Consider the following 26305-nt stretch of genomic DNA (forward strand, 5'->3'; position numbering starts at 1 on the left):
AATCCACGCCCCCTATGCAGGGAGCGACATCACAAACTCTACTCCCTGGACCTGATCCACCTGTTTCAATCCACGCCCCCTATGCAGGGAGCGACGGTATCCCGGATGCGGAAATCGCCACGCCGGATGAAGTTTCAATCCACGCCCCCTATGCAGGGAGCGACGTGTTTCAGAACAGGGGAAAGAGAGGAAGACAAATGTTTCAATCCACGCCCCCTATGCAGGGAGCGACTAAGTTCGCCTCTACCGCCCTCATTCATGTATGCGTTTCAATCCACGCCCCCTATGCAGGGAGCGACAGATATTCCCATTGAAGTCGCCATATCGCCAAATAATGTTTCAATCCACGCCCCCTATGCAGGGAGCGACCATGCGAAATCAAATTTTTGTACTTCGTGTGGGACGTTTCAATCCACGCCCCCTATGCAGGGAGCGACTGAAAAATTCCGTGTCGCAGGCATGGAACAATATGTTTCAATCCACGCCCCCTATGCAGGGAGCGACTTTTTTTGGACACGTCCTCTGCTATACTACTCAAGGTTTCAATCCACGCCCCCTATGCAGGGAGCGACGGCAGACGGAATCTATCGAAACATAGATAAGATTGTTTCAATCCACGCCCCCTATGCAGGGAGCGACTGCCATCAGCTCACCTCGAACACCCATTCGTAGTGTTTCAATCCACGCCCCCTATGCAGGGAGCGACGAGCCTGCAACCCGGAGAACCCTACCCACTGGCTGTTTCAATCCACGCCCCCTATGCAGGGAGCGACGCAAAAAGTATCTTGAAATGAACGGTTATTCTGTGTTTCAATCCACGCCCCCTATGCAGGGAGCGACGGACTTTATCTTGAAACTCCTGAAGCGTCCCATAGTTTCAATCCACGCCCCCTATGCAGGGAGCGACAAGCAACAGTTTCCGGAAATACTGGAACCAACCTGTTTCAATCCACGCCCCCTATGCAGGGAGCGACAATGCATTCATCACTTTCACATACAAATTCTTCTGTTTCAATCCACGCCCCCTATGCAGGGAGCGACTCCAAACAGTTCTTGAGATTGAAGAAAAAGAGGGGTTTCAATCCACGCCCCCTATGCAGGGAGCGACCGTAATACTTGATCAAAAATGCGGATATCAGTCCGTTTCAATCCACGCCCCCTATGCAGGGAGCGACCATCGAGCGTATTAAGCTTGTTGAGAACTTTCTGTTTCAATCCACGCCCCCTATGCAGGGAGCGACTAACCGAAGATGTCTTACTGGACGGACAGACAGGTTTCAATCCACGCCCCCTATGCAGGGAGCGACAGAAAGCCGACGGCATCCAGTTCCGAGTAATCTTGTTTCAATCCACGCCCCCTATGCAGGGAGCGACTACATCGCTTAAAACGTATTTTGCCTATGGTCTGGTTTCAATCCACGCCCCCTATGCAGGGAGCGACCCGGTCAGGCCATTCCAAGCCGACTGGATACCTGTGTTTCAATCCACGCCCCCTATGCAGGGAGCGACATGTATATCTACCCTGCCGAGCGATATCTCATATTGTTTCAATCCACGCCCCCTATGCAGGGAGCGACATCAGCGTAGGAGGTAAGACATGTTTGAGTATAACGGGTTTCAATCCACGCCCCCTATGCAGGGAGCGACGTAGCGGCAGGAGTTAAGTATAACGCTACAATCGTTTCAATCCACGCCCCCTATGCAGGGAGCGACATTATTGCGGACCTGCCCGAGTACTTCATCATCGTTTCAATCCACGCCCCCTATGCAGGGAGCGACCGACAGCCGGGAGAATAAAGTTATTAAGTATCTGGCGTTTCAATCCACGCCCCCTATGCAGGGAGCGACTTGAACTGCCAGCGAATCAGTACCACACATGGGGAGTTTCAATCCACGCCCCCTATGCAGGGAGCGACGATTATCCCCGTGAGCCTGCTTGAAAACGTACTTGGTTTCAATCCACGCCCCCTATGCAGGGAGCGACTACACCCCACGCGATCATATCCCATGTCATACACAGTTTCAATCCACGCCCCCTATGCAGGGAGCGACAGTTTTGTGTAAAATTTAATATGATTTCTGTGTGTTTCAATCCACGCCCCCTATGCAGGGAGCGACCTTTAATTCTTGCTCAGGCGTTTTCTTTTTCATTTGTTTCAATCCACGCCCCCTATGCAGGGAGCGACAGTGTTGACAAAACACCTTAAAAGGTGTAATATAGTTTCAATCCACGCCCCCTATGCAGGGAGCGACATATTGGCTGACGCCGGAAGGCTTGCTGAAACTTGTTTCAATCCACGCCCCCTATGCAGGGAGCGACGTACGGAACGACTGCCAGCGTCTGCATCCTCAAGGCGTTTCAATCCACGCCCCCTATGCAGGGAGCGACTTGATCGATGCCGTCATTGTCGATGACTCTTATTGTTTCAATCCACGCCCCCTATGCAGGGAGCGACCGCAATTTCAGCCAAAAATTCTTCCTCATTTTCAGCAGAAATCGACAAATTATCATTTCAAATACTTAAATTTCCCCTTTTTTCATCCCCTCTTCGTCTACAAAACACGCCGTTTGTGCACATTTAAGAGTGCGAATCCCCCGGCATTTTTATGTCCGCTTCCTATTCGCACTCTTATATTATCACAAAATCAACGTATCATCCACTGCAATTCCACGGTCAACACCCATATGTTCCACTTTTGTCTGATACTTATTTCCCAAATAATAGAATCTCAGGCTGTCAACACTCTCATCAATAATATCTGCCAATATTGCTTTCAAGGTAACGCACTGGGCATTGTCCAAAATGCATTCAAAAACAGAATTTTGCACTCTTCTTCCATAATTTACGCACTGCTTTGCGACTTTCCGCAGCCGTTTCCTTCCCGCCGCGGTCTCTGTATTCACATCATATGTGATCAGCACAAGCATTCCGCCACCTCACTTCCACAGGAATACAGGATAACCGTCCAGATCGCCTCTTAAATATCTGGCGAGGAGCATTGCCTGTACATAGGGCACCATCCCCCACTCCACTTTTTCCTTCAGATAGGGGTGGGTAATGATTTCCTTTTTCTTATTCTGCCATTCTCCAAGCACTTTTTTCCGCAGTTCATCATTCATCAGTACCGCCCCGTTTTCCTTCACAGAGAAATTCTTCCCGCTGATGATCTTCTTATTGATCAGCGTAAGTACAAACCGGTCGGCAAGGATTGCTCTCAGTTCCTCGATCAGATCCAGCGACAGAGACGCCCTGCCCGGACGGTCCGTGTGAAGATATCCCACATAGGGATCCAGCCCCACACTTTCCAGAGCTGAAGTAATACTGTTTGTCAGCAGGGTATAGACAAACGACAGGAGCGCATTCACGTTATCAAGAGGCGGGCGCTTATTCCGTCCCCTGAATGCGAAATCCTTTTTCTGCTGAAGGATCAGTTCATCGAACACGCCGAAATAAATGCTGGCAGCCTCGCCCTCGTAGCCTCTGAGCTGTTCTTTCGATTCCGCGCTGCGGATCCGTTCCAAAGCTTCTTTCAGAAAAGCGGATGCATTTTTTACCCGTTCTGCATCAATCTGCATCGAATGATCCCTCACAGCCCGTTCCAGGACCCATCTGGCATTATATACCTTGCCCAGTATACAGTTTCTTGCGATTTCCAGGCTGATCTTTTCATCGTTTTTACTCGCATACTGCTGTTCTCTTAATATCACATTTCCTTTAATCCTTCCGGAAACACGGGCCAGAAATTTTCCCTGAGGCGTAAGGTAACATAGAGAAATATTCCGCTCCGCGCAGGCTCCCATCAGCGCAGGGCTTGTCCCGCGGTAGCCGAAGGAAACGATCCCTTCCAGATTATGCAGCGGTATCCTGCCCAATTCTTTCTGCTCCTCCAGGACAACTATATTTTCCCCATCCAGAGACAGATAACTGTTTTCAGAAGTAACATACAGTGTATTCAGCAGTTTTTTCATTCATCTTCCTCCTTCAGCATCTGATCAATATATGTCTTCACGGAGACTGTTTTCCCGAGTTTCGGCAGACAGATATCTTTGAGAGAACACGCATTGCACGATTTGCTGTACTTCACTTTCGGCGTATACTTTCTGGAATAATACCCATGCATCTCCTGGAACATATCTTTCACCTCTCTGCGGAGTTCTTCTGTGATCTCCACAGATTCACGCCGTCTCGTCTCGCCGTAAAATATCGCTCCCTCCGGCACCTGCGCAGAAAACATTTCTTCCAGGCACATCGCCTGTGCCGCAAGCTGAAGCTTATCCTCCTCCGACAGTTTCGGTTTCCCCTTTTTATATTCCACCGGATAGATCGAATACAGCCCTCTGTGGCCATGCAGCTTTATCCCATCCTCACATTTATGGAACTCCACCAGGTCGCACTCGCCGCTGATCCCCAGCTCCCTGGATGAGACTGGCAGGGCTCTGGCAGTGATAACATCCTTTCGTTTTTCTCTAAGTGACGGATCATGCACTTTCTTATGCATCAGCTCGCCTGTAACCGTATGCACATTCTCCGCCCACTGCTGCTCTATATGGATCAGCGCCCACTGTCTCCGGCAGAATTTGAAATGCTGGATTCCCGAGATCATCAGATAATCATCTTCCGAATATTCCATCATACCATCCTTTTCACTTCAACTGAATCCGGTATCTTCTCCTCATGTATTTCCACCGTGTAGTCCTGATACTTTCTCGGATATTCCACGCCTTCATTTCTCTTTACTTCCACAGCGTCAAATAATTTATACGCCGGACAGTCACCGAGCTCTTTGCTGTGTTTGAATACGATCAGTTCCCGGACAGCCATTTTTCCCCTTGCAGCCGAATGGTCATTTTCAAACATATTGATGATCGCTTCCCACAGAAGCTCCAGGTCCTCCTCCGAAAAGCCGGTCACCTTCCGCGCAAGGTTTGCTGATACATATCCCTCCGCCCGGTATAATCCATAAGGAACAATACTCTTTCTTCCCATCTCGGTGCTCTTGTTTTCTGCGTCTTTCTCAGTGGTGATCGCCACTCTTGTAATCGTCACTTCCTGGCTGATGACCGGGTCAATGCTCCTTGCAAATCCGATCTGCACCGGTCCTCTGACCTGCCCACAGTTTAAAGAGGCTTTTACAAATGTCGTCATGACCGCACCAAAGGTACGGATATCATAGAAATTGCCGCACATATAATCTTTTAATTTAAGGTCTGTATCCGGATCGCTTTTCTTTAATTTCTTCAGCGCTTCCGTCACCTTTTTGTCTTCCGTCTCCTCGATCCCGAGACTTCTGCACGCTTCCCGGTCGCTTCTGTTGAGCGGTACGTCTTCCTTGATATAGATCTGGAAGCCTTCCGCGTCTTCTTTTACCGTCTCCACATAATTCCTGATCTTGCGCTTTAAGCACACATCCGTAACAAGCCCGAGTCCGCTCTCAGGATCGATCCTCGGCATATTTCCCGCATCAGGATCTCCGTTCGGATTTCCATTCTCTACGTCGAACAGCACAACAAATTCATACCTGTTTTTGATCACTTCGCTCATCTACATTTCCTCCCGTTTTTCGTATTTTTTCTGCACCTGGTGATAATATCCCAGAATGAATTTCCCCTGTTCCTCCAGCGTCAGCCGTCTCGGGTATTCATCCAGCTTTTCCATGATTTCCGTCAGCAACTTCTCGTAATAGCCTTTTGCACTGCCTTTCTCCCGCTCCAGTTTTTTCATATGGCTGTTTTTCAATTTCACAAGCACCGGGAAGATCGATGCCGGCGTCGCGCACGCGGAATTAAAATACCGGTCGCGGATCGTCGCCTTAATCCCCGGGTTCGCGTCCATCTGGATCGACTCTAATACGGAAAACAGCCTTCCAAGCACATATGCTGTATCTCTGCTCTCTTCTTTCAGTCCCATATAACTCTCTCCTTCCTTCCAGTTCGCATTTCGTATCAGATAAGCTTTGATGATCCCTGCCCTGCCCCAGGTAACCCTGCCCTGCTCTGCCCGGATCCGGATCAGGACATCTGTATAAAGGCTCGCCGGATATCCGGCTCCCGACAGGATTGCCTGAAGCACCAGCGCCGCCATATTCGGAACCGGCGACTTATCTTTAGAATTCTGATTCACGGTCTCCGCAAGCATATCCCGGATTCCCATAAGCTCGCGGTTCTCCCAGGACGGCTTAACGATCGACATTCTCTCATAATGCGCCGCCAGGTTTTTCAATATATTCCCAAAGGAATCCTGGTAGAAAAACCGCACGGACAGCCGCGCCGCATTCGGCGCAAGAGAAAGGATATAAAACCTCTGATCCGGGTCCAGGACGACGTCGCCTGTATGGAACGGTCTGTCCTTTTTCAGGTTTTCAAACATCCCCTTTATCTCTTCCTGATTGTCAGGCTTTGGATCTGCGGCTTCGAAAAACGCCGTCTGATATTCTTCCTTTCCGCTTTCCGCCCAGAATACGATCATGGAATCTCCCAACTGAAATGTATAGTCCCTCTGCCCGAGCAGATAATTCAGAGCCGTCGTATAGGCAAACTCCGCATACCGTCCGACAGGCGCGTTATAACTCTGCTCTTTCCCATAAGATTCAAAAGCCGGAGCGTTAAACGAAACAAGGGCTGCGCCGCTGGACTGGGCTCCCGGAACCCCTTTGATCGTTTTATGGATCCTGGAGATCTCTGCCTCTTTTCCGGTCACAAGACAGACCCCTGTCTGTCCGCCTTCTGAAGATACAGTTCTTGCGCGTTCCCAGGATGCCTGTATAAACGGATCATCCTGTGCGTAATGCATCCCCATACAGAAGATCAGGTTGCCTCCGTCCGTGACCTCTTCCCATCGTTCCTTAATCTCAATACATTCTGATGCTTTCTCCGGTTCCCACGTCTCAAAAAAGGATCGGACCGCCTGCGCCATCTCGCCTTCTGTCTCCCGCAGCAGTGACAGATGCCTTTCCTTTGCCGCTCTAAAGCATTCAATCACTCTTTGGTTCGGGCCTTCCGCGTCAATGCCGAGAATATATTTTGAATTGTCACACAGAAAATTTGCCGAAACCCCTGATGAACGTGTCACCATCTCCGGCACTTTGATCTGCTGAGGAACCAGTACTTTCTTTTTTCCTCTATCCTCTTCCTGTTTCAAAGTGAGGATTCCCAGGACCCTGCCGTCTTTTGACAGATTGACGCCATAAGAAACCTTCGCCTTGCACCAGCCCTCCTGATCCACTTCCCCTTGCTTTTCCAGATTTTCATAATGCTTTACCAATGCCTGTAAGATCATCGTATCACCTCACAGTCTCTCAGATCCAGGACTCCCCGCTTCATCACAGCCCGGAAAAACATGGGCTGGATGTTATTCCTGTCCGAGTAATCCATGTCAAAAAGCATAAAGCCCAGGTCTTTCTCCTCTACATCGTCATACGCAGTCCGGATTTCTCCCTCTTCGCACAGGCAGAAATTCGCCGGGAACTCCCTGCATCCGAAATACGGCATATGGAAACATTCTCCTCTTCTTAACCGCCGCATGATAATGTCCTTGAATTTCCCCGGATTGTCTGTCTCATTCGCCTCTTCTGTCATCTCGAAATGCGCTTCGATCACATACTCTACGTCCCGCAGCAGGAGCGACGCCCTCTGGACGATCTCCGCTTTGGTGCTTATGTACAGTGACCTGGGATCTTTTTTCCCGTTATAGGCCTGGAGCACATTCCCCGCCAGGATCTTGCTCTTCACCTCATTCCGGCGCACGCTTGTGAATCGGACCGGATTGACCACATGGATCTTATCGATCACCCATCTCATGCCCGGATGCCAGTAGACTGCCTCCAGGATCCCCCGCGCCGCCGAGGGCGTCATAACGTCGTAGGAGCATCTTTCGACCTTCATTTCCGGCCGTGAAAAGAGCGCGTAATTTCCCCACACCCTGACCTTGACACCTACTCCCATTGCTCGACCTCCTTCCTCTGTTTCATTTATAAGACCACTCCTTTCCTATAGCATTCTGCAATATAATCTCTCGGCTGATAATAAAAGTCCGTATTATAATCTGAGATCTGCCCGTCAATCCAGGAATGGTATATCTCCCATATACCATCTATTACCTTCTCATCCTCACAGACATCTTCAATCAACCGCTCATATACTTCTCCGATATCCCAATATCCGGGAACGGTATAACGGCATTCCTTTACATTGTCAAAACTTCCTTCTGTCATATTCGTTTCTTCAATAAATTCGTCCGCGGTCTTTTCTATTGGTTCACAGTGAAAGACATCTGCATACTCATAAATCCTCTTGATCCTATTCTTTCCCATATAATCTGTAACTTCACATCTTGTCCGCTTCATCCTGCGGCCGATATATTCGATCAGGCTGCATGTATAAAAAAGTGCATTGTTATTCTTTGTCCCCATATACAACCTCACTTCTAACAAATTTCAATGTATCAAGTGCTGAAACCGTATGAAAACTGATCTGATGCGTTGGATATTTAAACTTTGCCAGTTCCCAGAATGCCGCCCTTGAGATTTTCCCATCCATATAGTTCTGTACATAATTATAAATTGTATCGTCTGCCATCGGTCCTTCTACTATATCGTATCTATGAGGTTTTCCGCTGCGGCATGCCACGATAAAATCAAGCCATTCTTCTGTCATATTTTCAAATACTTTACAGTTGAGCTTTTCGTCCGGTATATATTCATATTTATTCAGATATCCATCTGCACCATAGCGTGACGCCCATCTTTTAGCCTGTTCTTCAAACCTGGTGCAATAAAACCCGAAATAAAAGTCTTTGTTGTATTTTGCTTTTCTTATTTCAGGATATTCTACAATTTGTCTGCTTCCATGGTATATGATCATACTTTATCTCTTCCTGCCTTTCTCATTTCTGCTCACATCACTACCGCTATCCCCGACTCAATCCCAAGATCCAGCCCCATCTCTTCCGAATACTGCCCGCTGTCGACAAGCTCATAAAAGTTTTCGATTCCTCCAGGAACCTGTCGGAGCATTCCCGCTCCCCGGAGCTTTTCGATATCATTCTCATATAACTGAACGCAATACTGTCCTGCTTTTCTCATTCCCGACTTTGTATATCCCTGATGTTTTATCTGCCAGAGCAGCTCTTCCGCATCTTCCTCCCTGCTGATGAAAACAGTCAGTGTATTTTCTTCGATCAGTTTAAACTCTTTCGCCGCTTTGGCAAAGTTATATCTTTTGTCTTTGAACTCCTCAAAGATCTTCTTTTTATCCAGACTCTCGCCACGGAAATGGTACAGCGCTTCAAAATATTTCTCTATCCCGTGCAGCGATGAGATATCCTCTCCCTCTGAAAGCAGCATTTTCGACACATCGATCTGAAGCTGCTGTCCCGGGACATATTCTTTCTCCTCAAACTGAAACAGATAAGCAAAGCTGTCTTGCGCAGCCCTCTTCCCCTCTCTGTTGCATCTGCCTGCTGCCTGTATCATAGAATCCACTCCTGCCAGCTGTCTGTACACGGTGCAGAAATCCAGGTCTACCCCCGCCTCCACAAGGCTTGTGGAGATCAGGATACATCTCTTCCCATCCTTCACCAGCCGTCTGATCTTGTCCAGGACTCTTCTCCTGTGTTTCGGATACATTGCCGTAGACAGATGGAATACCCCTTCGCCCTTCATTTTCTGATAGAGCCTCTGCGCTCTCTTCTTCGTATTGACGATACAGAGCGCCTGTTCTTCCTTTTGCAGCTTTTCTATCAATTCGTCTTCTGATATAGTTCCGACATTTTGAAATGTCACCCTTTCAAAAAAGCGGAACTGCTCCTCCACTCTCGGGCACAGCTCTGTAACCGGCATCTCCCTCTGAAAAAAGGGAGACAGAGCGGGCTGTGTAGCTGTGCATAGTACAATACTGGAGCCGAAATTTGCAGCCAGTTCTTCCATCACCGCGATGCACGGCTTCAGATAGTCTGTCGGAAGCATCTGCGCCTCATCGAAGATAATAACGCTGTTGGCGATGTTATGTAACTTTCTGCATTTGGATGATTTATTTGCGAATAGCGATTCAAAAAACTGTACATTTGTCGTCACCACTACCGGCTTGTCCCAGTTTTCCGACGCCAGCTGCATCGGCATTAATTCTTCCGTGCTTTCGTAATCCACATTATAGTGATTTTCCAGAACATTCTGCTCTCCAAGGATCTTGCGGAATACCGCTGCATTCTGCTCAATGATGCTCGTATATGGGATCACATAAATAACGCGGTCCATCTGGTTTTCCACTGCATGCTGCAGAGCGAATGCCAGTGACGCGATTGTTTTTCCTCCGCCTGTGGGCACGGTAAGCTGAAAGATTCCTCTTTCTTTGTGTCCCCATTCAAAGCAGTGCCTTAGGATCTCCGTTCTCCTCCCGTTTACTGTTTCCGTGTCTTCATTCAAAAGCCAGCCCGCGACATGTTTTTTCAGTTTTTCCAAAAGGACAGACGGTTCTTCTCCTGTCTCCCGCTGCGTCCGCCCTTCTTTCATAAAATATTCTGTATCCAGGAAATCAGCGTCCACCAGACAGGAATACAGCATCCGGATAAATACGCTCAAAGAAAAATCCGGGTCAGGGGAATTTTGGGGATCAAACGGCAGTGTCTTTATCTCTGGAATATGGATCTCACTCTTATATGCACCGCAATCCTCTATATGCTTCTTTTTCCTGCCTTGCAGCGTAGGGGCATTCCCCGGATCCGATGAGCTGCCGTAATCCGGGAGCCCGGAATGGTGTCCGGCAATGCAGTAACTCATAAAACTGTACATCCCGCCCTTTTCAAAACATGCTTTCGCTCCGGCTGTCGAATGGTCCACCTGCCTGTTGCTGTTATTCTTGATTTTATCCTGAAATGCAAGGGAGTACTTCCCGATATCATGGAGCATGCCGCACGCATAGCCCCAATCCGCTTTGCCGAACCGGCCGGCAAAATACCCAGCGAGTTCAGCCGTTCCGCATAAATGGTCTTTCAGTGTCTGTGTGCGTTCTTCATTGAGATGCGCGATATATTCCATAGAATTCTCCTGTCTTTTCACAAAATCTGCACTTCACTCTCGCATCGAATACTCGCAAGCCCATGGGGAAGGTCTGTCTCACGATCGAGAAATATCCCTCGTCCTTTCTCGCTGTTTTCGTGCCGCTTCTTTGTCTTCCTGTCAGCCTTCAGCAGAATGGAATGCAGAAGTCCTTTATAGCCGCCAATAAGAATGATACTTTTCCTTTTCTCCAGAGAATAAAGTTTTTCCAACATCTGTTTCAATTCTTTTTTAAATTCTACACTCTTGTACTCATTTTTCATAAGCGTTTCAAGATACCTGCACATCTGACTGATTTTTGCCGTTGCCGCGCTGTTTGCATCCTCCAGGATTTCCTCAAACGCTGTACCGTCTTTCAGGTACAAGTCTCCGCTGAGTACACTGCCTGCTTTCAGCATTTCCACACCGACATTGTCAAAAAACAGCTTAAAATCAGCTTCATTATAGTCACTGACATACTGGGCTTTTTCAAGATTTTTCAGCACAATCTGCTCCCTGGCAACAGGAATATCATCCGCCATAATATGGATCTTTTTATCATTCTTCTGCAGCAGCGCCCCTTTTACAGAACTTCCCGGGAGATAATACTCTGCGTGATCCGGATCATATTTTTCATACATGCCGTACTGATAAAAAGGATAGACGACTTTTACCGTTTTTGCCCCCTTCGGATCAGACGGACAGAGCACCGGCTCCCTGCAGAATGTATCGATGCCATGATAGAAGGCCTGTCCCGCGCGGGGCGACACGATCGTACTTGACAAAAACTTCATAGTATATGTAATCTTTTTCATGATTTTCTTCCTCACAAATTAATCGGATACAAAAACGCATTTCCAAATACGAGATTCTTGTCTTCTCCAAATTTTGACCATATACATCTGCCCGCATGCTCAATCCCATTTTTCAGGGCAACTACACTGCCGCAGCTGATAAAACTGATAAACCACCTGGGATAGGTCTGATTCCATCCGCCCGGCATCGAGAATGGTTTTCTCTCAGAAGTAAACAGCTTCAGGCAGGATTTTTTATAGTCAATCTGATCCGGGAGCAGCATTCCCAAATTTAAATACACCCCCTTATCAGAATCGGCAAGTTCTTCTTCCATACACATGATTTCATCGACATAATACTTATTTAATCCCTGGGAAGCTCTTTTCCCCAATATCAGAGGCCTGCATGTTCTCTTCATTTGTTCGGCAGTACTGACAAGAGGCTCCACCGTCTGGCCGCTGTCTCCCTGAAGATAAAAACAAAATTCTGAAACTGTCCGCCCTCTGCTTTCACTCTCATCGTCTCTGCTTATCTCCTGCAGAATAGTTACAGGCACTGTAAATAACTTTTTCTCCAGATCTTCTATTCCCCAACCGCCACGTTCCAGGGACGCCCTGAGCTGCTGCCCGGAAACTTCCCGGATATAGGGATAGACAGAACAGCATGCACTCGGTTTTTTCAAAATGAAGTTTAACTTTTCTTCTCTGATATAGGCTCTTTCCCTGATCTGCGCACGCAATTTTTTCAGATTCTCCTCCGGCTTTTTCTCCTCTGAAACTCGCTCTGCAAGCTTTTCCATAATATAGTCCTGGGGGACCGGGAGAAATCCCAGCGGGAACAAGTTTGACAGAGCCAGATGAGCCTCCCTGTTATAAACTTTCCGCACAAATTCCGCAGCGGCTTCCCCGCCCTGCATCCTGGATAATTCTGTCACCATCGCCCCGAATATTTTCTGAGAGTCCGGCAGCTGGGTGACTGTGCCTGATGACCTTAGTATAATTTTATAATTCTTCACTCTGTCCGCCCTCCGTCCCAGTCAGGAAACGTCACTGATATTCTTCCGTATCCGCGGCTTTTCGAATTTCCCAGCCGATAGATCCCCGAATTAAATTTCTCCAGATTATCCATAATGTAAGCTTTGCTTGTCTCAATAAAATTCTCATCCTCTGCGAATCCGTAAAATTCAATCGCGCCTTCGAATTCCACACCTGTTTTTACCGCTTTATAAGTTCTGGGATTAGATTTCGGTTCCAAACCATTACTATCGATTGCAGTCTTGGCATCGATGGAGAAATATTTCTTCGGTTCCTGATTCCTGTCTGTCACCCGCAGATCATTAAAAAACAATTTTGGCGTGTCATTAAATTCCCGGATGCCAAACAGATAGGAAGCTGATGCATTTTCTATGGCGCTGTCATATCTTCTTTCAAAGCGTTCCATACCTTCCTTCTTCTGTTTATCAAGACTGAGCACCCTCGCACAGACTGATTCTTTTTCTCTCCTCAAATACTCCCTGTACCATTCCGCAATCTCCGCCGCCTTTTCACTTGTATCTCTGCTCACGATCGCCCGCAGCGCTCCTTTCAGAGACGATGCCGGAATACACGGAAAGCCGTCCTCATCCGCTGCCGTCCACTGATCGATCCCTCCGATCTCAAAAGATTTCGGAGCGCCTCCGATAAAAAGATTTGAAAGCGTTTTAATATGTATTTTCAGAATACATCCCATAGCTGACTCCTCCTATATATCAACTTACTTTTTCATCTTCATGAACATTTCATTATAGCTGTAAAACAGCATCAGGGAATCCACATAATCAGGTGTCCACGCACTGCTTTTCTTTACTGTTTTTATCATTTTCTGTTTGTCAAAATAAAGCCTGTTCGGGAGCTTTTTTTCAGCTTTTCGCTTTTTAATGATCTCATCGATCTTCTCTTTTTCAAGTGGATTATGCAGTTCTATGATTTCTGCCGTCTTTTCACAAGGCACATTTTCGCAAAGCACAGATTTCATCTTAAAAAATGACGAACGCTCAAGAGAAACTTTCTGATAACCGGATTTACGCCCTTCAGATACTTTTTTTACGAACAAACTTGTCAATTCTTTTGACCGGGCATACAGGCAGGTGGTGTAGAGATACTCGCGCGGTTTGGCAAACAGGAGCCGTCGGATTTCCGCCTTTTTGCTCTTATAAGCTTCAGGAATGGGCTTTCTTTTTTCAACATGTTTCTCCGTATCCGTTTTAAATAATTGAAAGCGGATGTCACTGAAAAGTATCATCAGCCGGAGATATGTCTCAAAGCGCTTCCTATTTTCACTTTCCAGCACCAGTCTGAACCCGCTTTCCTCTCTTTCATACAGCTGCCTGATCAGGCTGGCATTCAGCACAAGCTCAGCCTGGCTCAATTCGTCATCGGAATGTTCAAAATACCTGGGTTCCAGGCGGTAAAGGACATGATTGATATACTTTACCTTATCGTTCTCTATCTCCTCATCAGTAACGTCTTCTAATAATGTATAAAAGAAATTCGGTCTCCCGAGCAATTCACTGCAGGTCCCGCCAGCTGTCCTCACACGGTTCAGGAATTTCACATCACTGATAAAGTAGTTCCATATGGGCTTATTCTGCATCTGACAGTCAAGTTCCAGCTTTTTTTGCTTACCGTTCTCCCTGTCATTTTTCAAACTCTCCCGATACGCCTTCATTTTGTTATAGTCAATATCAAAAAATGTCAGATCTCCAACAGAGATCCGCATGTTCAAAAACTTCCTGAGTATTGCCGGCGGATCCTGAGCCTTTGCATTTTTAAGCTGTCTCTCAACCCGCTCCATATAGTAGCGTATCGGCTCTTTGTTAAATGTGATTTCCACCCCGAGGCTCATCCCCAGTTTTTCATCACAACTCCCACTTTCCTCAATTTTCCGGTTTACATTCTGCATCAATTGTCTGCAGACATTTACACCTCTGAGCATATCTTCCGCTGCCACCGCAAAGAAAATATCATCCCCTGCGATATACAGAGGAAAGAGCCACCCTTCCCTGCCCTCAGGCTTAAACTGTTTCGCAGCTTCGTGCAGACCTTCCAGGCAGATCTCACTGTTGAGGATCTCACTGATTCTGCTGTACTTCTCATATCGGTCGATCCCCCGGAACATGTCCCCCATTCTATCCAGATCCGCTTTTATGACAGCAATGCGAAAACGGGACTCATCTTCCTTTTCTATCCTGAGGGTATTCACATCTCTCACGAATACCGGGAACTCTTTCTTGATCCTTTCCTCGGTATAATTGCTGACCTCAGCTTTTATTCCATCATCAAACCGGAAAAGCAGTTCTTGATTCTTTTCAATGATATGGTTCAGAGTCTGCGCTTGTTTCAGTTGTTTTTTCGCTTTTTGGATAGCAGAAATCTCATCTAATCCTTCGAAAGGGAAATAAACCCATCTCAGAATTTTCTGTCCCTGTGATTCTCTGTAATATTTTACAAACAAATCGTTCAGCGCTTCCTCCAGCGCTTCCTCCGTCTGGCCGCTGCTGAATATAAATACGCCGGAACACTTCATCAGTGTGTTTGCCTTTGCCTCAGGAAATCTTTCATATATATCCTCAAAAAATTTTCCTGCAATCTGATCAGACGAATTGATAATGCTCTTAAGCGTCGCCTCTTCCGACTCTTTCTCCTGGGTATGAGAGTGTATCACTTCTGTCAGAAATGTCTGAACTTTGTCCACTGAAAGAGCTGATATATATTTATTCACTGTCTGAGCCCTCCTTCCGCCTGGATCCGTTAAACATTTCCACATAATCCAAATGCGGGAACAGCATCGGATTGTTGATCAGCATGAGGATCTGATTCAGCTGGAAATTGAACGACATCAGGGAAAGTTCTTCTTTACCAGAGCCATTGTTTCCTGTTCTGTATATTATATACTCATCCAGATCATGTGCTTCTGCTTCCTCTGCCCCCTTTATTCCTTCCCGCTCTCTGCCATTTGCCTGATTCAGACACAGATACCAGTCATACAGGTCTTTCTTTTCTTCATCCCACTTGACATCCAGTTTTCTCTCTTCCTTGAGCGCCCTAACAACTACATCGAACTTCGTATCTGCCGCTGTCGGCAGTCCCTTTTGCTCATTCAGGCAGCACAGTACACGGAGAGGACGCGTTGCCGGCTGTGTTTCTACAGGTTTGTAAGCAAGATTATTTGCCAGCCGTACAAATGACTTCTGAGCTGATGATGTTTTCAGTTCAGAAATACTTTCTGCCCAGCTTTCGAGATTTTCTTTATTTAACGATGTACTTTTGCATTCTACGACGACAGCCACTGCTTCAAGAGGGATAAATTTCAGATCATAGTATCTAAAAATATAAGGAGTATACAGCTCATCAAAAATCGCCAGATCTACTTCATTTGATACTTTTCCCCTCGAATCAATAAGAAATACAGACTGTTCGACAACGAATTTTTTCGGCACGATACGTTTAAACATCTCTGCCCATATTTTTTCTCGGTAATGTCCGATCGTTGCTCCATGTTCAGCTTCAAAATAGAGCTGATTTACAATCCCTTTTTCCAAACTCGCATAGTTTTCTTTTATTTGGGCGATAACTTTACTTTGGTCAGTGTCCATATTTCGTTCTCCTTCCTCATTTGTAATTCGATTTCAAATATACTAATATATTGTTGTTGATTTCTTAAAATAGCATATTTATGATCTACTTGCCTGTCAGCGGATTGCTCTGTATACTGTCATAAGACTACAGAAAGAAAAAGTCTCAGAGCACCCTCCCTGGAAAGTCGTGTACTCTGAGACCCGGTTATAAAAACCATGGTTATTATATCAGAATACACACTGACCTACAAGGCGGACTCCGGTGTTTTTTGTTATGAGCAGTGATGACACCCCTGTCTGCCCCGTCTGTGGCGGTACTTTGAAGTATCGCGATACCAGACTACGTATCCGGAAGAAGGAAGGCGGCGTGAAAGAGTATCTTATGATCCGCAGGCTCCGCTGCACGGAATGTCATCGGTATCACAATGAGCTTCCTGATTGTCTTGTACCCCACAAGCATTATGAAGCCGAGGTGATCTCCGGCGTGATCGACGGGATCATAACATCGGAGGATGCTGATTCCGAAGACTTTCCTTCCTTGCAGACCATGTTGCGATGGCTCCAGTGGTTCCAGATGAACCTCGTAAATATTGAAGGATTCCTGCGTAATGCCGGATACCGGATACTTGGATTGGGAGAAGAACTTCTTTTCTCTCACGCGTCACTGCTCGATACCATACGCCAAACACATCAGGACTGGCTGGAGCGTATCCTCCGTATCATCTACAACAGCGGCGGTTTTTTACCTGCTGTACCGTGGTGATGTTATGCACCTGTTTTGATTCGTCTGTCACAGAGCTGGCAGGTATAGTGGTCTCAGAAGGAGGTCACTATATATGAATACCAATACAAACAGAATCAAACAATGGCAGGAACAGGAAGCTCTTTCCCGATTCCAGCTGATCGCGCCGCTGCTCCGGGAAGATCTTGACGATGCAAAGAGGCTGCGGCTCCGGAAACAGATTGCTCAGGCCAATGATATTTCCGTCCGGTCCATCTACCGCTATGAAAAAGCCTACCGTGAAGGACAGTTTGCCGGCTTAAAACCAGCCACACGCGAAAAACGCCGTTCACAGAAACTTCCGGAAAACTTTGATCTTCTGCTTGAGCAGGCAATCCAGCTCCGTAAGGAAGTCCCGGAGCGGTCTGTTGCACAGATCATCTGCATACTGGAACTGGAAGGCTATGCTGCACCGGGAGTCCTGAAACGCTCCACTCTGGAACGGCACCTGTACCGGGCTGGTTACGGAAGGGAACAGATGCAGATGTACCGCGATGCGCGGGGGAGTTCTTCCAAACGTTTCTGCAAACCGCACCGTATGATGCTGGTACAGGGGGATATCAAGTACGGTCCCAAACTTCCGATCGGGAAAAATGGCGCCAGAGTACAGACGTATCTTTCCTCTGCAATCGATGACCATTCCCGCCTCCTGCTGGCTTCCCGGTTCTATGACAGTCAGGAGGAAGCCATTGTTGAGGATACGTTCCGCCAGGCGATCCTCCGATACGGAAAGTTTGACGCCTGCTACTTTGATAACGGTTCCCAATATATCGCCAGGCAGATCAGGCTCTCTCTTTCAAGACTGGGGATCCGGGTTCTCCATGCAAAACCGCGGAGCGGCAAAAGCAAAGGGAAGATTGAAAAGTTCCATCAGGTAGTGGATATGTTTAACCGGGAGGCAAAACTAAAAAACATCAAAACCCTGGAAGAGCTGAACCGGCTGTGGGCCGTGTTCCTTGATGCGTACTATCACCAAAAACCCCATGAAGGGATCAGCGAATACTACGAAAGCCTTGGTGCGGCAGTCCCGGAATCAGGGATCACTCCCCTTCAGGAATGGAACCGTGACAGCCGTCCTCTGACCTATCTGGATGTCTCTGTTGTATCCGAAGCATTTCTGCACCATGAGATACGTAAAGTAGACAAGGGCGCCTGCATCAGTTTCAGGGGCAGAAAGTATGAAACGAAACCGGCTCTGATCGGATATAAGGTTGAGATCTCCTATGATCCTGCGGCTCCGGAAACTATTACGGTAAGTTATCCGGGATACGAGCCGTTTCCCGCACAGCCGGTCAGGATCGGCGAGTTCTGTGATAAGAACCCAACACTTCCTGCTGCAATGCAGGAACAGACTCCGACAACCTCGCGCTTCCTTGATGCGCTGGAAAAGAAACATTCGGAATCGACCCGCCAGCGGGCAGACGCGATCTCGTTTGCTTCTTACCGGAAGGAGGCGGATCACAATGTATGAATCATTCTTCGGGATGACCAATACACCTTTTGTACGTGACATCCCAGCAGAAAAACTCTATGAGTCTGACGCTTTCCGGGAAACGCTCGGCAGGCTCTGCTATGTAGCAGACCGGCAGATGTTTGCGGTCGTAACAGCGGATCCCGGCTGTGGAAAATCCACTCTGATCCGCAGGTTTTATTCGGAACTTCCGAGGGAAGAATATATCATCCTGTATCTTTCTGATTCCAAGCTGACCCCACGGTGGTTTTATAAAGGGATGCTGGACCAGCTGGGGCTGGAAGCACGGTTCTACCGTGGCGATTCCAAACGTCAGCTCCAACAGCAGATCGAGATCATCCACGGTGTCCAGCATAAAAAGGTGGTATGCGTTCTGGATGAGGCGCACCTGCTGGAGAAAGAAACACTGGAGGAATTCCGTTTCCTTCTGAACTACAGGTTCGATTCTGTAAGTCCCATGGCCGTCGTGCTCGTAGGGCAGACAGAACTGTGGGATAACAAGCTGAAACTTCAACGGTACGCAGCAATCCGCCAGCGGATCGATATGTACTGTACACTTCCGCATCTAGACCGGGCAGAGACGGAGAAGTATGTCAAAAGCCACATGGATTATGCGGAATGCAGCCAGGAGATCTTTACCACCAAAGCAATGGACGAAATCCATAAGGCTTCAGCCGGGATTCCGAGAATGATCAACCGGGTATGCGAAAAATCGCTTATGTATGCGTTCCAACAGCAAAAGCGGCTCGTCGATGATTATATGGTCAAGTATGTAGTGGAACACGAAATGCTTGGAACCGTAACCGGATAGAGAAGGTGCCGTCCGAATTCCGGACGGCCCATACATCAACCATCACGGTGACAGTAAACTTAGCAACTTAAAGACAACTCATGAGAGCAGTCTGGTGACAGCTCATGAAATCAGCAACATTTTATCGACTGATCCGGAAAATGAGTATGTTACATATGAGGAACTTTATGAGGTGTAAAGAATATATATGATGAAGACAGATGATGGATTGGCTCTGGCTATACGGATCGACTATCGTCATTGGGAGTGGGGATTTCGATAATAGGGAAAAGATTTTGGAGGAGCTTATAAAAGCTCCTCCTGTAAAATATTCCCCATTTTCTATGCCTGCCCATCCGTAATTTCCTTATAATAGCCTGCTCGATGCAGTATATTCCATAAATTTGTATCTACTCCTTTACTGACTTTATTATATCGATAGGATTTCGCACATTTACGCAGATCATTTGTAAATTCTTCTTCCTTGCCCGGCATATACTTTTTCACTATCTCATTTATCATTCCCTCATTTACAAAGTAGATTTCTTTTCCCCCTATACTCTCTATCTCTTTTATAACAGATGCGTATTCTTCCGAATAATCTTTTAATGAATCAAGTTTTTCTTTACTAATGAGGATTTCCGAATTATTCAAACACAGCTGCGATTTAATAAGCTCGTAATCCTCTTCCATAATTCTGTCTATACTTAAAAGCATTCTATGAATAACGGGATATCTCTTATCGGGTCCTGAGGAAGTCGATAAGACCTCTGCCATTCTACATGCCTGCTTTGCGCTATTCAATTGAGAATATCTGAAAATAAGATCACAGTACTCTCCTATTTCATAATCACACATTGAACAATGGATTGTCTGGCTCGCCATACAGATCACGGCATTTCCAATATAAGTTTTATAAAACTTTTCCCCATTACTTCTATATTTTTTTGTATCTACCTTTAATGTACATCCACACCGTTCGCCTTCTTCGTATAAACTGAGTTCTCCTTCAAATATCGGGTTCTCCTCTTTATGCTCATCTGAAATCGTAGAATAATAATAGCAAAAATAGGTATTTAAATAATTTTTGAAAAATACTGAGCTTGGATTTTCTATCAGCAGTTCCTTACTCTCTTTTCCTGCTATAACTGAGCTTTCCGCTTTTCGCGGCATTCTTTGCTCTATGCTGTTTTGTTCTCTATACGCCGCTTTACTGTTATCTGCTATAAGGAAGTCAACAGTAGTATGAAAATAATCTGCACACTCAATCAGAAATGGTATTGAAAGATTACTGTCGTCAGGATCATTAATCAACTTATTTATAGCAGTCCGATCCAATGTATATTCCCATTCCAGTTCTCTTAATTTATCTGGGAACTCTGTTTGTGATATCTGATTCTGTTGCAGCAATTTTCCCAAATTTTCCCCCACCCGCTTATTGATTATCTGATTTAATTCTTTTTTCTTTTTGGTCATATTACTCATTGGATCATCCCCCTTCCACACCCAAGTATAGTAAAAATTTGCAATACGCGCAAGTTATTTGTCAATTTTATACAATCCCCTTGTTTTATCTGCCTATAATGTGCTGTGATTTTCAACTATTTGATGAACTTTTTCCCACTTTTTTCCCACTATTTTTTTATCATGTCATTTTTTGTAAACTATGCTTGTAATTTGGAAGGAGGTATGAAAAATGCGTATTTTATCAAAAATAGCAACTGTTGTTAATGATGTAAAAAAATCTTTCGAAGAGCGCCGTATGGTCTCAATTTACAGTAAGATCATCCGTAAAGCTTCTTATGCCGGAAGTCCTTTTATTAAGTACTATTTAGGGAGAAAAACAGTTCTCTTTATATTATTTTGCCTTCAATTAATCTCCTTTTTCACAACATTTGCAGGGGCAAAATACTACTTGGGGAATATCATGCCTTTTGCTCCGGCTGCTTTTACAATTGCTATTCAGGTTGCATTCTTTGTCTTTACTAACAGGTATTCACAGACAGAGCGCAGAAAAAGAGCTACGGGTTTTTTAATGGTTCTTTTCTGCTTGATTTCTGCCACATTTTCCTATACCGGATTAGCGGTCAGCACTCTACCGCCTGAAAACGAATATGAAAAAACATATAATGAATATGTATCTGCAGCCGAAACCGTAAAAGATCAGCTTTTAGAAAAAAATTCTACAGAAGAAGAGATAAACCAAGCAGCCCAGAATCTCCTCATTAAGGCTGATTCTTTAATCTCCGCTGCCGATTCACAATCTTCCAGCCTTGATAAACAGATCAGAAGTAATGAGGATATCCTTAATGCTGCTATAACATCCACCACTTATACTGATTACTTTGGAAATACTACATCTAGCACAGGAATCGGCCCTGCCGGAACTGCCGCTGCTGAAAATATTCCTGAATTAACCAGGCTTAAAAACCAGATTACAAATGAACGGAATTCTCTTTCTGATGCCCGAGGGAACCTTACACCGGAACAGATAATTGATTATATCCATAGTTCTGATGAAAATGCAGCTTTATCTTCTGATGTAAGTGCAAACATTACAAAGCTCATTCTAAACTATAATGCTTTAAATAAAACTTTAAACACTCTGAGCTCTACTTCTGATACATATCAAGAACCGGATCAGATTTCTGATACATATATAGAAGAGCTCCGAAATAAATATAAACTCTATACCGAACTAAAAGATGCAACTGATGATCTCGCAGTGCCTGAATCAGTTGAAGAAAATAATACGCTTTCACTAGGTTCTCTTGCAGAAAAGTTTGTCCATTGGCTGAAAGCAGACAGCTCCGCTGAACAAGCGCTGTCATATTTAAATGAGAAAAAAGATATTGTAGAGGAAAATTATCTCAAACTGACCCGCCTGGCAGACACTTTAAACGCAAAAGACATCAGCCTTACAAAGCTGAACACTGCCAGGACAGCCCTTAACGCTTATGGTGATCCCAATTTGCAGGCAGTAATATATATTTTCGATCCGCAATATCGGAGCAAAGTAATCGGAGTCCTTATCCTGGCTGCTCTGGTCGACGGGCTTACCCTAATTTTGGGCGTATTAGGGAATTCACGCCCCCTGCCTCTTTTGGACTCAAAAACCAACCGGGAAATCGACAATGAAGATCATCTGTTTTCAATCATATTTGTTTCACTTCTCGGGAAGGGAATAGATAATAAGTTGTTACCCTATAAAGGAAAAGCTTCATTCAAAAAAGCTTGTATTGAATATGTAAATGAAATAAAAAGTATTATTCACAAATTTTTACAGAAGTTCCAGAATAGTCCCTGGACCAGCCAATGGGGATATGGTCTCTATGCAAAATACAGCGATTTAAAAGACACTGAAGATATCGTCCCTATTGTATCTATTCTTCAGCAGCTCGGGTATCTGCAATTGCTCAGTCCACGGGATTTCGAATTACTGAAGCGAAACTATCATGGTATTTCGAAAGATTCACCTGCATCCTCTGCTAATACCATCTGCGGCCTGGACGACTATATATGTGTCTTACGATATCGGGTTGAGCTCTATCTGCGAAACAGTACAGCAGAAATAGCAATGAATTTTATTCCTTTTGTTGATGAAGAGGAGGAAGAAGACGAAAAAACAGAGAGGAGTACAGACAAATGATCTATATGGTTTTTATTATCATTATTTTTCTTATTCTAATAACTGTAATGGCCACAATGAATGCCCAGCATGGCAAAATATCCGAGCGCCCTTTAAGGAGAAAAATACTGGATGATACAGCAAACCTTCTTTTCTTTACTACTGTCTTTTGCTGCCTTTTCTTCTTTGTAAAAGAGGTTAAAATTATCCTGTCTTTAGTTGCTATATTACTTATTACGCTACTATTTATACATAAAGCTCGTGTCAAAAAAATTATAAATATTTTTTTAATAAAGAGTACTTTATTTACCGCCTTATTACGAAACAGGCAGAGTTCCTCTTTAGAGGCCTGTGATAAAAACTCTGCTTCGAACGATCCTAACCAACCTGCCCAAAGGCAAGATATATACAGAGAATATATCTTATCCTTTGTTGTATTATTCTGCAAGCGGGCTGTATTGCTTATCGTCTTCTCACTTTTGATGATCTGGATCGTCCATAATTTTTTTGCCGACCAAAAAATCGTTGATATCTTAAAGCCATTTTCTGATGAAAATTTTTTGATTGACGCACTAACGCTGCTTAATAACTGGGGATTTATATTTAACTGTTGGAAATTCAGCTCAGATTATCAAGCCATACAAAACGAAAAATATGATGCGGAGTTGGAACGCATTATCAGGAAGTTAGATCGCAGAGAACATGACATTTAAGAAGGGCTAATATCAATCGTGACACAATCGTTTCAGCATTGTGTCACGATTTTGCGTTTTCAGGGCTTTCACTAAACGCATGTATTATGCTTTTATATTATATACTTGCCTTATGCCATCACGACCATACATTCTTTCTCACAGAATGCAATCCCATATTTAATAATCTTCTTCATGCTGCGGCGCTTCAGGCCTTCCGCGTATTTCTTTTCTTCAATCTGCCTGAGCGCTTGCCTGCATGCCGCTTCCAGGTTCCCATCATCCGCATATTTCAGTTCAATCACCATCCCGACCCGGTCCGGTGTCTGGATAGAGATGTCGCTGTATCCTTCCCCGCTCTCCGCATTGGACTTGACCAGCCAGCTCCCTTGGCTGCGCAGAAGCCCAAGGAGCATACCATGATAGAAGTTTTCTTTCATATTTCTCCGCACGGCTGTATCCCGCACACTGATGGAATCCCACAGATAATCGCTGAGCATCTCCTGGATCATGGACACATCACCCTCCAGGAAAGCCGCGCAGAAGCGGTTGATCCTGGTTGAATCTGCCCGTGTTATTTCCTGAAACCAGTCTTTTATCAGGTCAATGAACAGATCCCTTACCTCCCGGTTCGGCAATGCCAGCTCCATCTTCTTTCCAGGCACTCTCCTGCGGCATGTCAGGTACCCGGTGGAATAAAGGACGCTCCAGATATTATCAATGGAATCCTCTATCTCCCGGTAAGTCAGTTCCTGACGGATAGTTTTTGTGACTGATCCGCCGTTGATCAGACACTCGACATCATTTTTTGTGCTTTGATCCGCTTTCTTCAGCAGCCGTCGGATCAGATCGTTCCCGCTGGTATTGGCCCAGTAATTCTCTGGTTCAGCGCTCTTATCTTTCAGCAGGATCTGGACATACTTTATAACATCCCATGGACAGTACACAGATGTATCTCCAAAACGATACCCATCATACCACTCCCGTACGGTGTCATGGAAATTACCCAGTCCGTAATAATCCAAAAGTTCTGTCACCTCATCTTCTGTAAATCCAAAACTATCGCAGAAATAAGGCTCTAACATGGTCATTACGTTTAAATTATTCAGCCCTGTGAAAATGCTTTCCTTTGAAATCCTGAGGCATCCCGTAAGTACAGCGAAATACAGGCTGTCATTCGTCTTCAGGGCATTTCCAAGCATATTTCGCATGAGCGATAACATCTCATCATAATATCCACTCTGAAATGCCTTATCCAAAGGAACATCATATTCATCGATCAGAAGAATGACTTTTTGTCCAAAATGCCTGGACAGAAGCTGAGAAAGGGTTTTCAGGCTGGCCGCTGCTACTTTCTCCGTCATCGTATAAATCCCACCTTGTGACGACCCTACCTCTGTCAGCTGTGCATAGGCTTCTTTTTCATCATCAGTCAATCTGTCACTGCTGTTTAAAAGCCGGAATCTTGCGGCTTCATTCCCGATGATAGTCCGCAATGCCGCTGAAGCAGACTCAAAGTCCCGTCCATCCACATCTTTCAGGCTGATGGAGATCACAGGGAATTTTCCCATATATTTCTCACACAGTTCCTTTTCCTGCATGATCTTTAAACCGTCAAAAAGCGCCGGATCAGCCCCTACTTCAAAAAAGCATTTCAGCATGCTCATATTCAGGCTTTTCCCAAAGCGTCTTGGACGCGTAAATAAGTTTACCTCTCCCCAGTTTTGCAATAGTTCCTTAATAAACAGGGTTTTGTCTGCATAATAAAAATCATTCGTCATGATCTTTTCAAATCCATCGATGCCAATGGGAAGTTTCTTCTTCACTTTCTCCACGCTCCTTTCCGGTGTCAGTGGAATAAGCACAACATTACTCTGTAATCCCATCAAAAGATACAACGCACCTGTTATGCATCCATTTTACCGTTACGCTGCGGGGCAATCAAGCTTGCCCATGCAATCTAAGCAGGCATATTGCTGATACCGATACTAATTCTTTACCGTGTACGATTATTTCGCCATTTAGTTTATTCCTTGTCCCAGTCCTCTTCATCAAAATCTGGATACTGCTGAATATACCCTTTGGACTTGACTATACGTGGCGCGAAACGCTCTCCTGCCTCACTGATTCTGGATACTGTAATGGTGAACATCCAATCATCTCCAAAGTCATAATGAAGCGAAAATTTCTGCCCTTTATAAAGTCCGATCTTATCAATAGCTATATCTGTTGACGGTTCACCTCCCTCTGGATTTGACTGATACGTATCTTCACTATACATATGGTTGTCCATGCAGAATTCATACAGATGCTCATCAATAAAATCAAAGGCTTCCAGAATAATCCCACACAACCGGTCCAACGATTCATCCCCGCAGATTTCGATATTTCTGTAAACATCACGGCCTCTGCCAGCCGGATATACTTTCATTGAATATGTTTTACTCATCACACACCTCTTATCCGCCTTATCCAATTCTGCTTCAAACCTGTTATACTTGT

Annotated in this window: 22 protein-coding genes and 1 CRISPR repeat array (1 of these 23 cut by a window edge); of the genes, 5 read left to right on the forward strand and 17 right to left on the reverse strand. The window is 45.4% G+C overall.

Annotated elements, in window-relative coordinates:
* Positions 1-2456: a CRISPR direct-repeat array (repeat unit 33 nt; unit sequence GTTTCAATCCACGCCCCCTATGCAGGGAGCGAC); it begins 3728 nt to the left of the window's first position.
* Between the two features lie 182 nt (positions 2457-2638).
* Genes cas2 through B5G27_RS03930 form a run of 14 tightly spaced genes read right to left on the reverse strand, consistent with a single transcriptional unit; the run spans position 2639 to position 16459 of the window.
* Positions 2639-2929 (reverse strand): CRISPR-associated endonuclease Cas2, encoded by a 291-nt coding sequence (cas2, locus tag B5G27_RS03865; protein WP_087177633.1) that lies wholly within the window; start codon positions 2927-2929, stop codon positions 2639-2641.
* A gap of 9 nt (positions 2930-2938) precedes the next feature.
* Positions 2939-3970 (reverse strand): type I-C CRISPR-associated endonuclease Cas1c, encoded by a 1032-nt coding sequence (gene cas1c, locus B5G27_RS03870; RefSeq protein WP_087177634.1) that lies wholly within the window; start codon positions 3968-3970, stop codon positions 2939-2941.
* A complete protein-coding gene (gene cas4, locus B5G27_RS03875) occupies positions 3967-4632 on the reverse strand; it encodes a CRISPR-associated protein Cas4 (RefSeq protein ID WP_087177754.1) in 666 nt (221 codons plus the stop codon). The genes cas1c and cas4 overlap by 4 nt, the downstream gene beginning before the upstream one ends.
* Complete coding sequence (gene cas7c, locus B5G27_RS03880; protein WP_087177635.1) at positions 4632-5543, reverse strand: type I-C CRISPR-associated protein Cas7/Csd2; 912 nt, start codon at positions 5541-5543, stop codon at positions 4632-4634. Before cas7c ends, cas4 begins: the two co-directional genes overlap by 1 nt.
* Positions 5544-7277: a type I-C CRISPR-associated protein Cas8c/Csd1 gene (cas8c, locus tag B5G27_RS03885; RefSeq protein ID WP_087177636.1), complete on the reverse strand. Its 1734-nt coding sequence runs from the start codon at positions 7275-7277 to the stop codon at positions 5544-5546.
* Positions 7274-7942, reverse strand: a complete 669-nt coding sequence (cas5c, locus tag B5G27_RS03890) for a type I-C CRISPR-associated protein Cas5c (RefSeq protein WP_087177637.1) — start codon at positions 7940-7942, stop codon at positions 7274-7276. Before cas5c ends, cas8c begins: the two co-directional genes overlap by 4 nt.
* 26 nt (positions 7943-7968) lie before the next feature.
* Positions 7969-8409: a hypothetical protein gene (locus tag B5G27_RS03895; protein WP_087177638.1), complete on the reverse strand. Its 441-nt coding sequence runs from the start codon at positions 8407-8409 to the stop codon at positions 7969-7971.
* Entirely contained in the window at positions 8393-8860 is a 468-nt protein-coding gene (locus B5G27_RS03900; RefSeq protein WP_087177639.1) for a DUF3990 domain-containing protein, read from the reverse strand. Before B5G27_RS03900 ends, B5G27_RS03895 begins: the two co-directional genes overlap by 17 nt.
* Positions 8861-8892: 32 nt before the next feature.
* Positions 8893-11031 (reverse strand): CRISPR-associated helicase/endonuclease Cas3, encoded by a 2139-nt coding sequence (locus tag B5G27_RS03905; protein WP_087177640.1) that lies wholly within the window; start codon positions 11029-11031, stop codon positions 8893-8895.
* 17 nt (positions 11032-11048) lie between these two features.
* Positions 11049-11846, reverse strand: coding sequence for a hypothetical protein (locus B5G27_RS03910; RefSeq protein ID WP_087177641.1), 798 nt, complete (start codon positions 11844-11846; stop codon positions 11049-11051).
* An 11-nt stretch (positions 11847-11857) separates the two neighbouring features.
* The gene (locus tag B5G27_RS03915; protein ID WP_087177642.1) at positions 11858-12841 is read right to left on the reverse strand and encodes a hypothetical protein; all 984 of its coding nucleotides are present in this window, start codon (positions 12839-12841) and stop codon (positions 11858-11860) included.
* Entirely contained in the window at positions 12838-13554 is a 717-nt protein-coding gene (locus tag B5G27_RS03920) for an RAMP superfamily CRISPR-associated protein (RefSeq protein ID WP_087177643.1), read from the reverse strand. The genes B5G27_RS03915 and B5G27_RS03920 overlap by 4 nt, the downstream gene beginning before the upstream one ends.
* 24 nt (positions 13555-13578) lie before the next feature.
* The gene (locus B5G27_RS03925) at positions 13579-15585 is read right to left on the reverse strand and encodes a Cas10/Cmr2 second palm domain-containing protein (RefSeq protein ID WP_087177644.1); all 2007 of its coding nucleotides are present in this window, start codon (positions 15583-15585) and stop codon (positions 13579-13581) included.
* Entirely contained in the window at positions 15578-16459 is an 882-nt protein-coding gene (locus B5G27_RS03930) for a DUF6602 domain-containing protein (protein WP_087177645.1), read from the reverse strand. The genes B5G27_RS03925 and B5G27_RS03930 overlap by 8 nt, the downstream gene beginning before the upstream one ends.
* A gap of 256 nt (positions 16460-16715) precedes the next feature.
* Between B5G27_RS03930 and B5G27_RS03935 the strand changes: the two genes are divergently transcribed.
* From B5G27_RS03935 to B5G27_RS03945, 3 genes are all read left to right on the forward strand, one after another.
* The gene (locus tag B5G27_RS03935; RefSeq protein ID WP_275533020.1) at positions 16716-17204 is read left to right on the forward strand and encodes a DUF6431 domain-containing protein; all 489 of its coding nucleotides are present in this window, start codon (positions 16716-16718) and stop codon (positions 17202-17204) included.
* 73 nt (positions 17205-17277) lie between these two features.
* Positions 17278-18693 (forward strand): DDE-type integrase/transposase/recombinase, encoded by a 1416-nt coding sequence (locus tag B5G27_RS03940; protein WP_087177647.1) that lies wholly within the window; start codon positions 17278-17280, stop codon positions 18691-18693.
* A complete protein-coding gene (locus tag B5G27_RS03945) occupies positions 18686-19504 on the forward strand; it encodes an ExeA family protein (protein WP_087177648.1) in 819 nt (272 codons plus the stop codon). The genes B5G27_RS03940 and B5G27_RS03945 overlap by 8 nt, the downstream gene beginning before the upstream one ends.
* 321 nt (positions 19505-19825) lie before the next feature.
* Here the strand turns inward: B5G27_RS03945 and B5G27_RS03950 are convergent, their stop codons facing one another.
* A complete protein-coding gene (locus B5G27_RS03950) occupies positions 19826-20968 on the reverse strand; it encodes a hypothetical protein (protein ID WP_087177649.1) in 1143 nt (380 codons plus the stop codon).
* A 211-nt stretch (positions 20969-21179) separates the two neighbouring features.
* Between B5G27_RS03950 and B5G27_RS03955 the strand changes: the two genes are divergently transcribed.
* On the forward strand, positions 21180-23132 hold the full coding sequence (locus B5G27_RS03955) for a hypothetical protein (RefSeq protein ID WP_087177650.1): 1953 nt from the start codon (positions 21180-21182) through the stop codon (positions 23130-23132).
* The gene (locus B5G27_RS03960) at positions 23129-23824 is read left to right on the forward strand and encodes a hypothetical protein (RefSeq protein WP_087177651.1); all 696 of its coding nucleotides are present in this window, start codon (positions 23129-23131) and stop codon (positions 23822-23824) included. Before B5G27_RS03955 ends, B5G27_RS03960 begins: the two co-directional genes overlap by 4 nt.
* 110 nt (positions 23825-23934) lie before the next feature.
* On the opposite strand, the gene B5G27_RS03965 is transcribed toward B5G27_RS03960, so the two are convergent.
* Positions 23935-25629 carry an AAA family ATPase gene (locus B5G27_RS03965; RefSeq protein ID WP_275533021.1) on the reverse strand — a complete coding sequence of 565 codons (1695 nt, stop codon included), beginning with the start codon at positions 25627-25629 and terminating at the stop codon, positions 23935-23937.
* 200 nt (positions 25630-25829) lie between these two features.
* Positions 25830-26252 carry an IS1096 element passenger TnpR family protein gene (locus tag B5G27_RS03970; RefSeq protein ID WP_087177653.1) on the reverse strand — a complete coding sequence of 141 codons (423 nt, stop codon included), beginning with the start codon at positions 26250-26252 and terminating at the stop codon, positions 25830-25832.
* Positions 26253-26305 lie beyond the last annotated feature (53 nt).

Origin of the sequence: Lachnoclostridium sp. An76 (genome assembly GCF_002161355.1) — a bacterium.
Classification (GTDB): Bacteria; Bacillota; Clostridia; order Lachnospirales; family Lachnospiraceae; genus Mediterraneibacter; species Mediterraneibacter caccavium.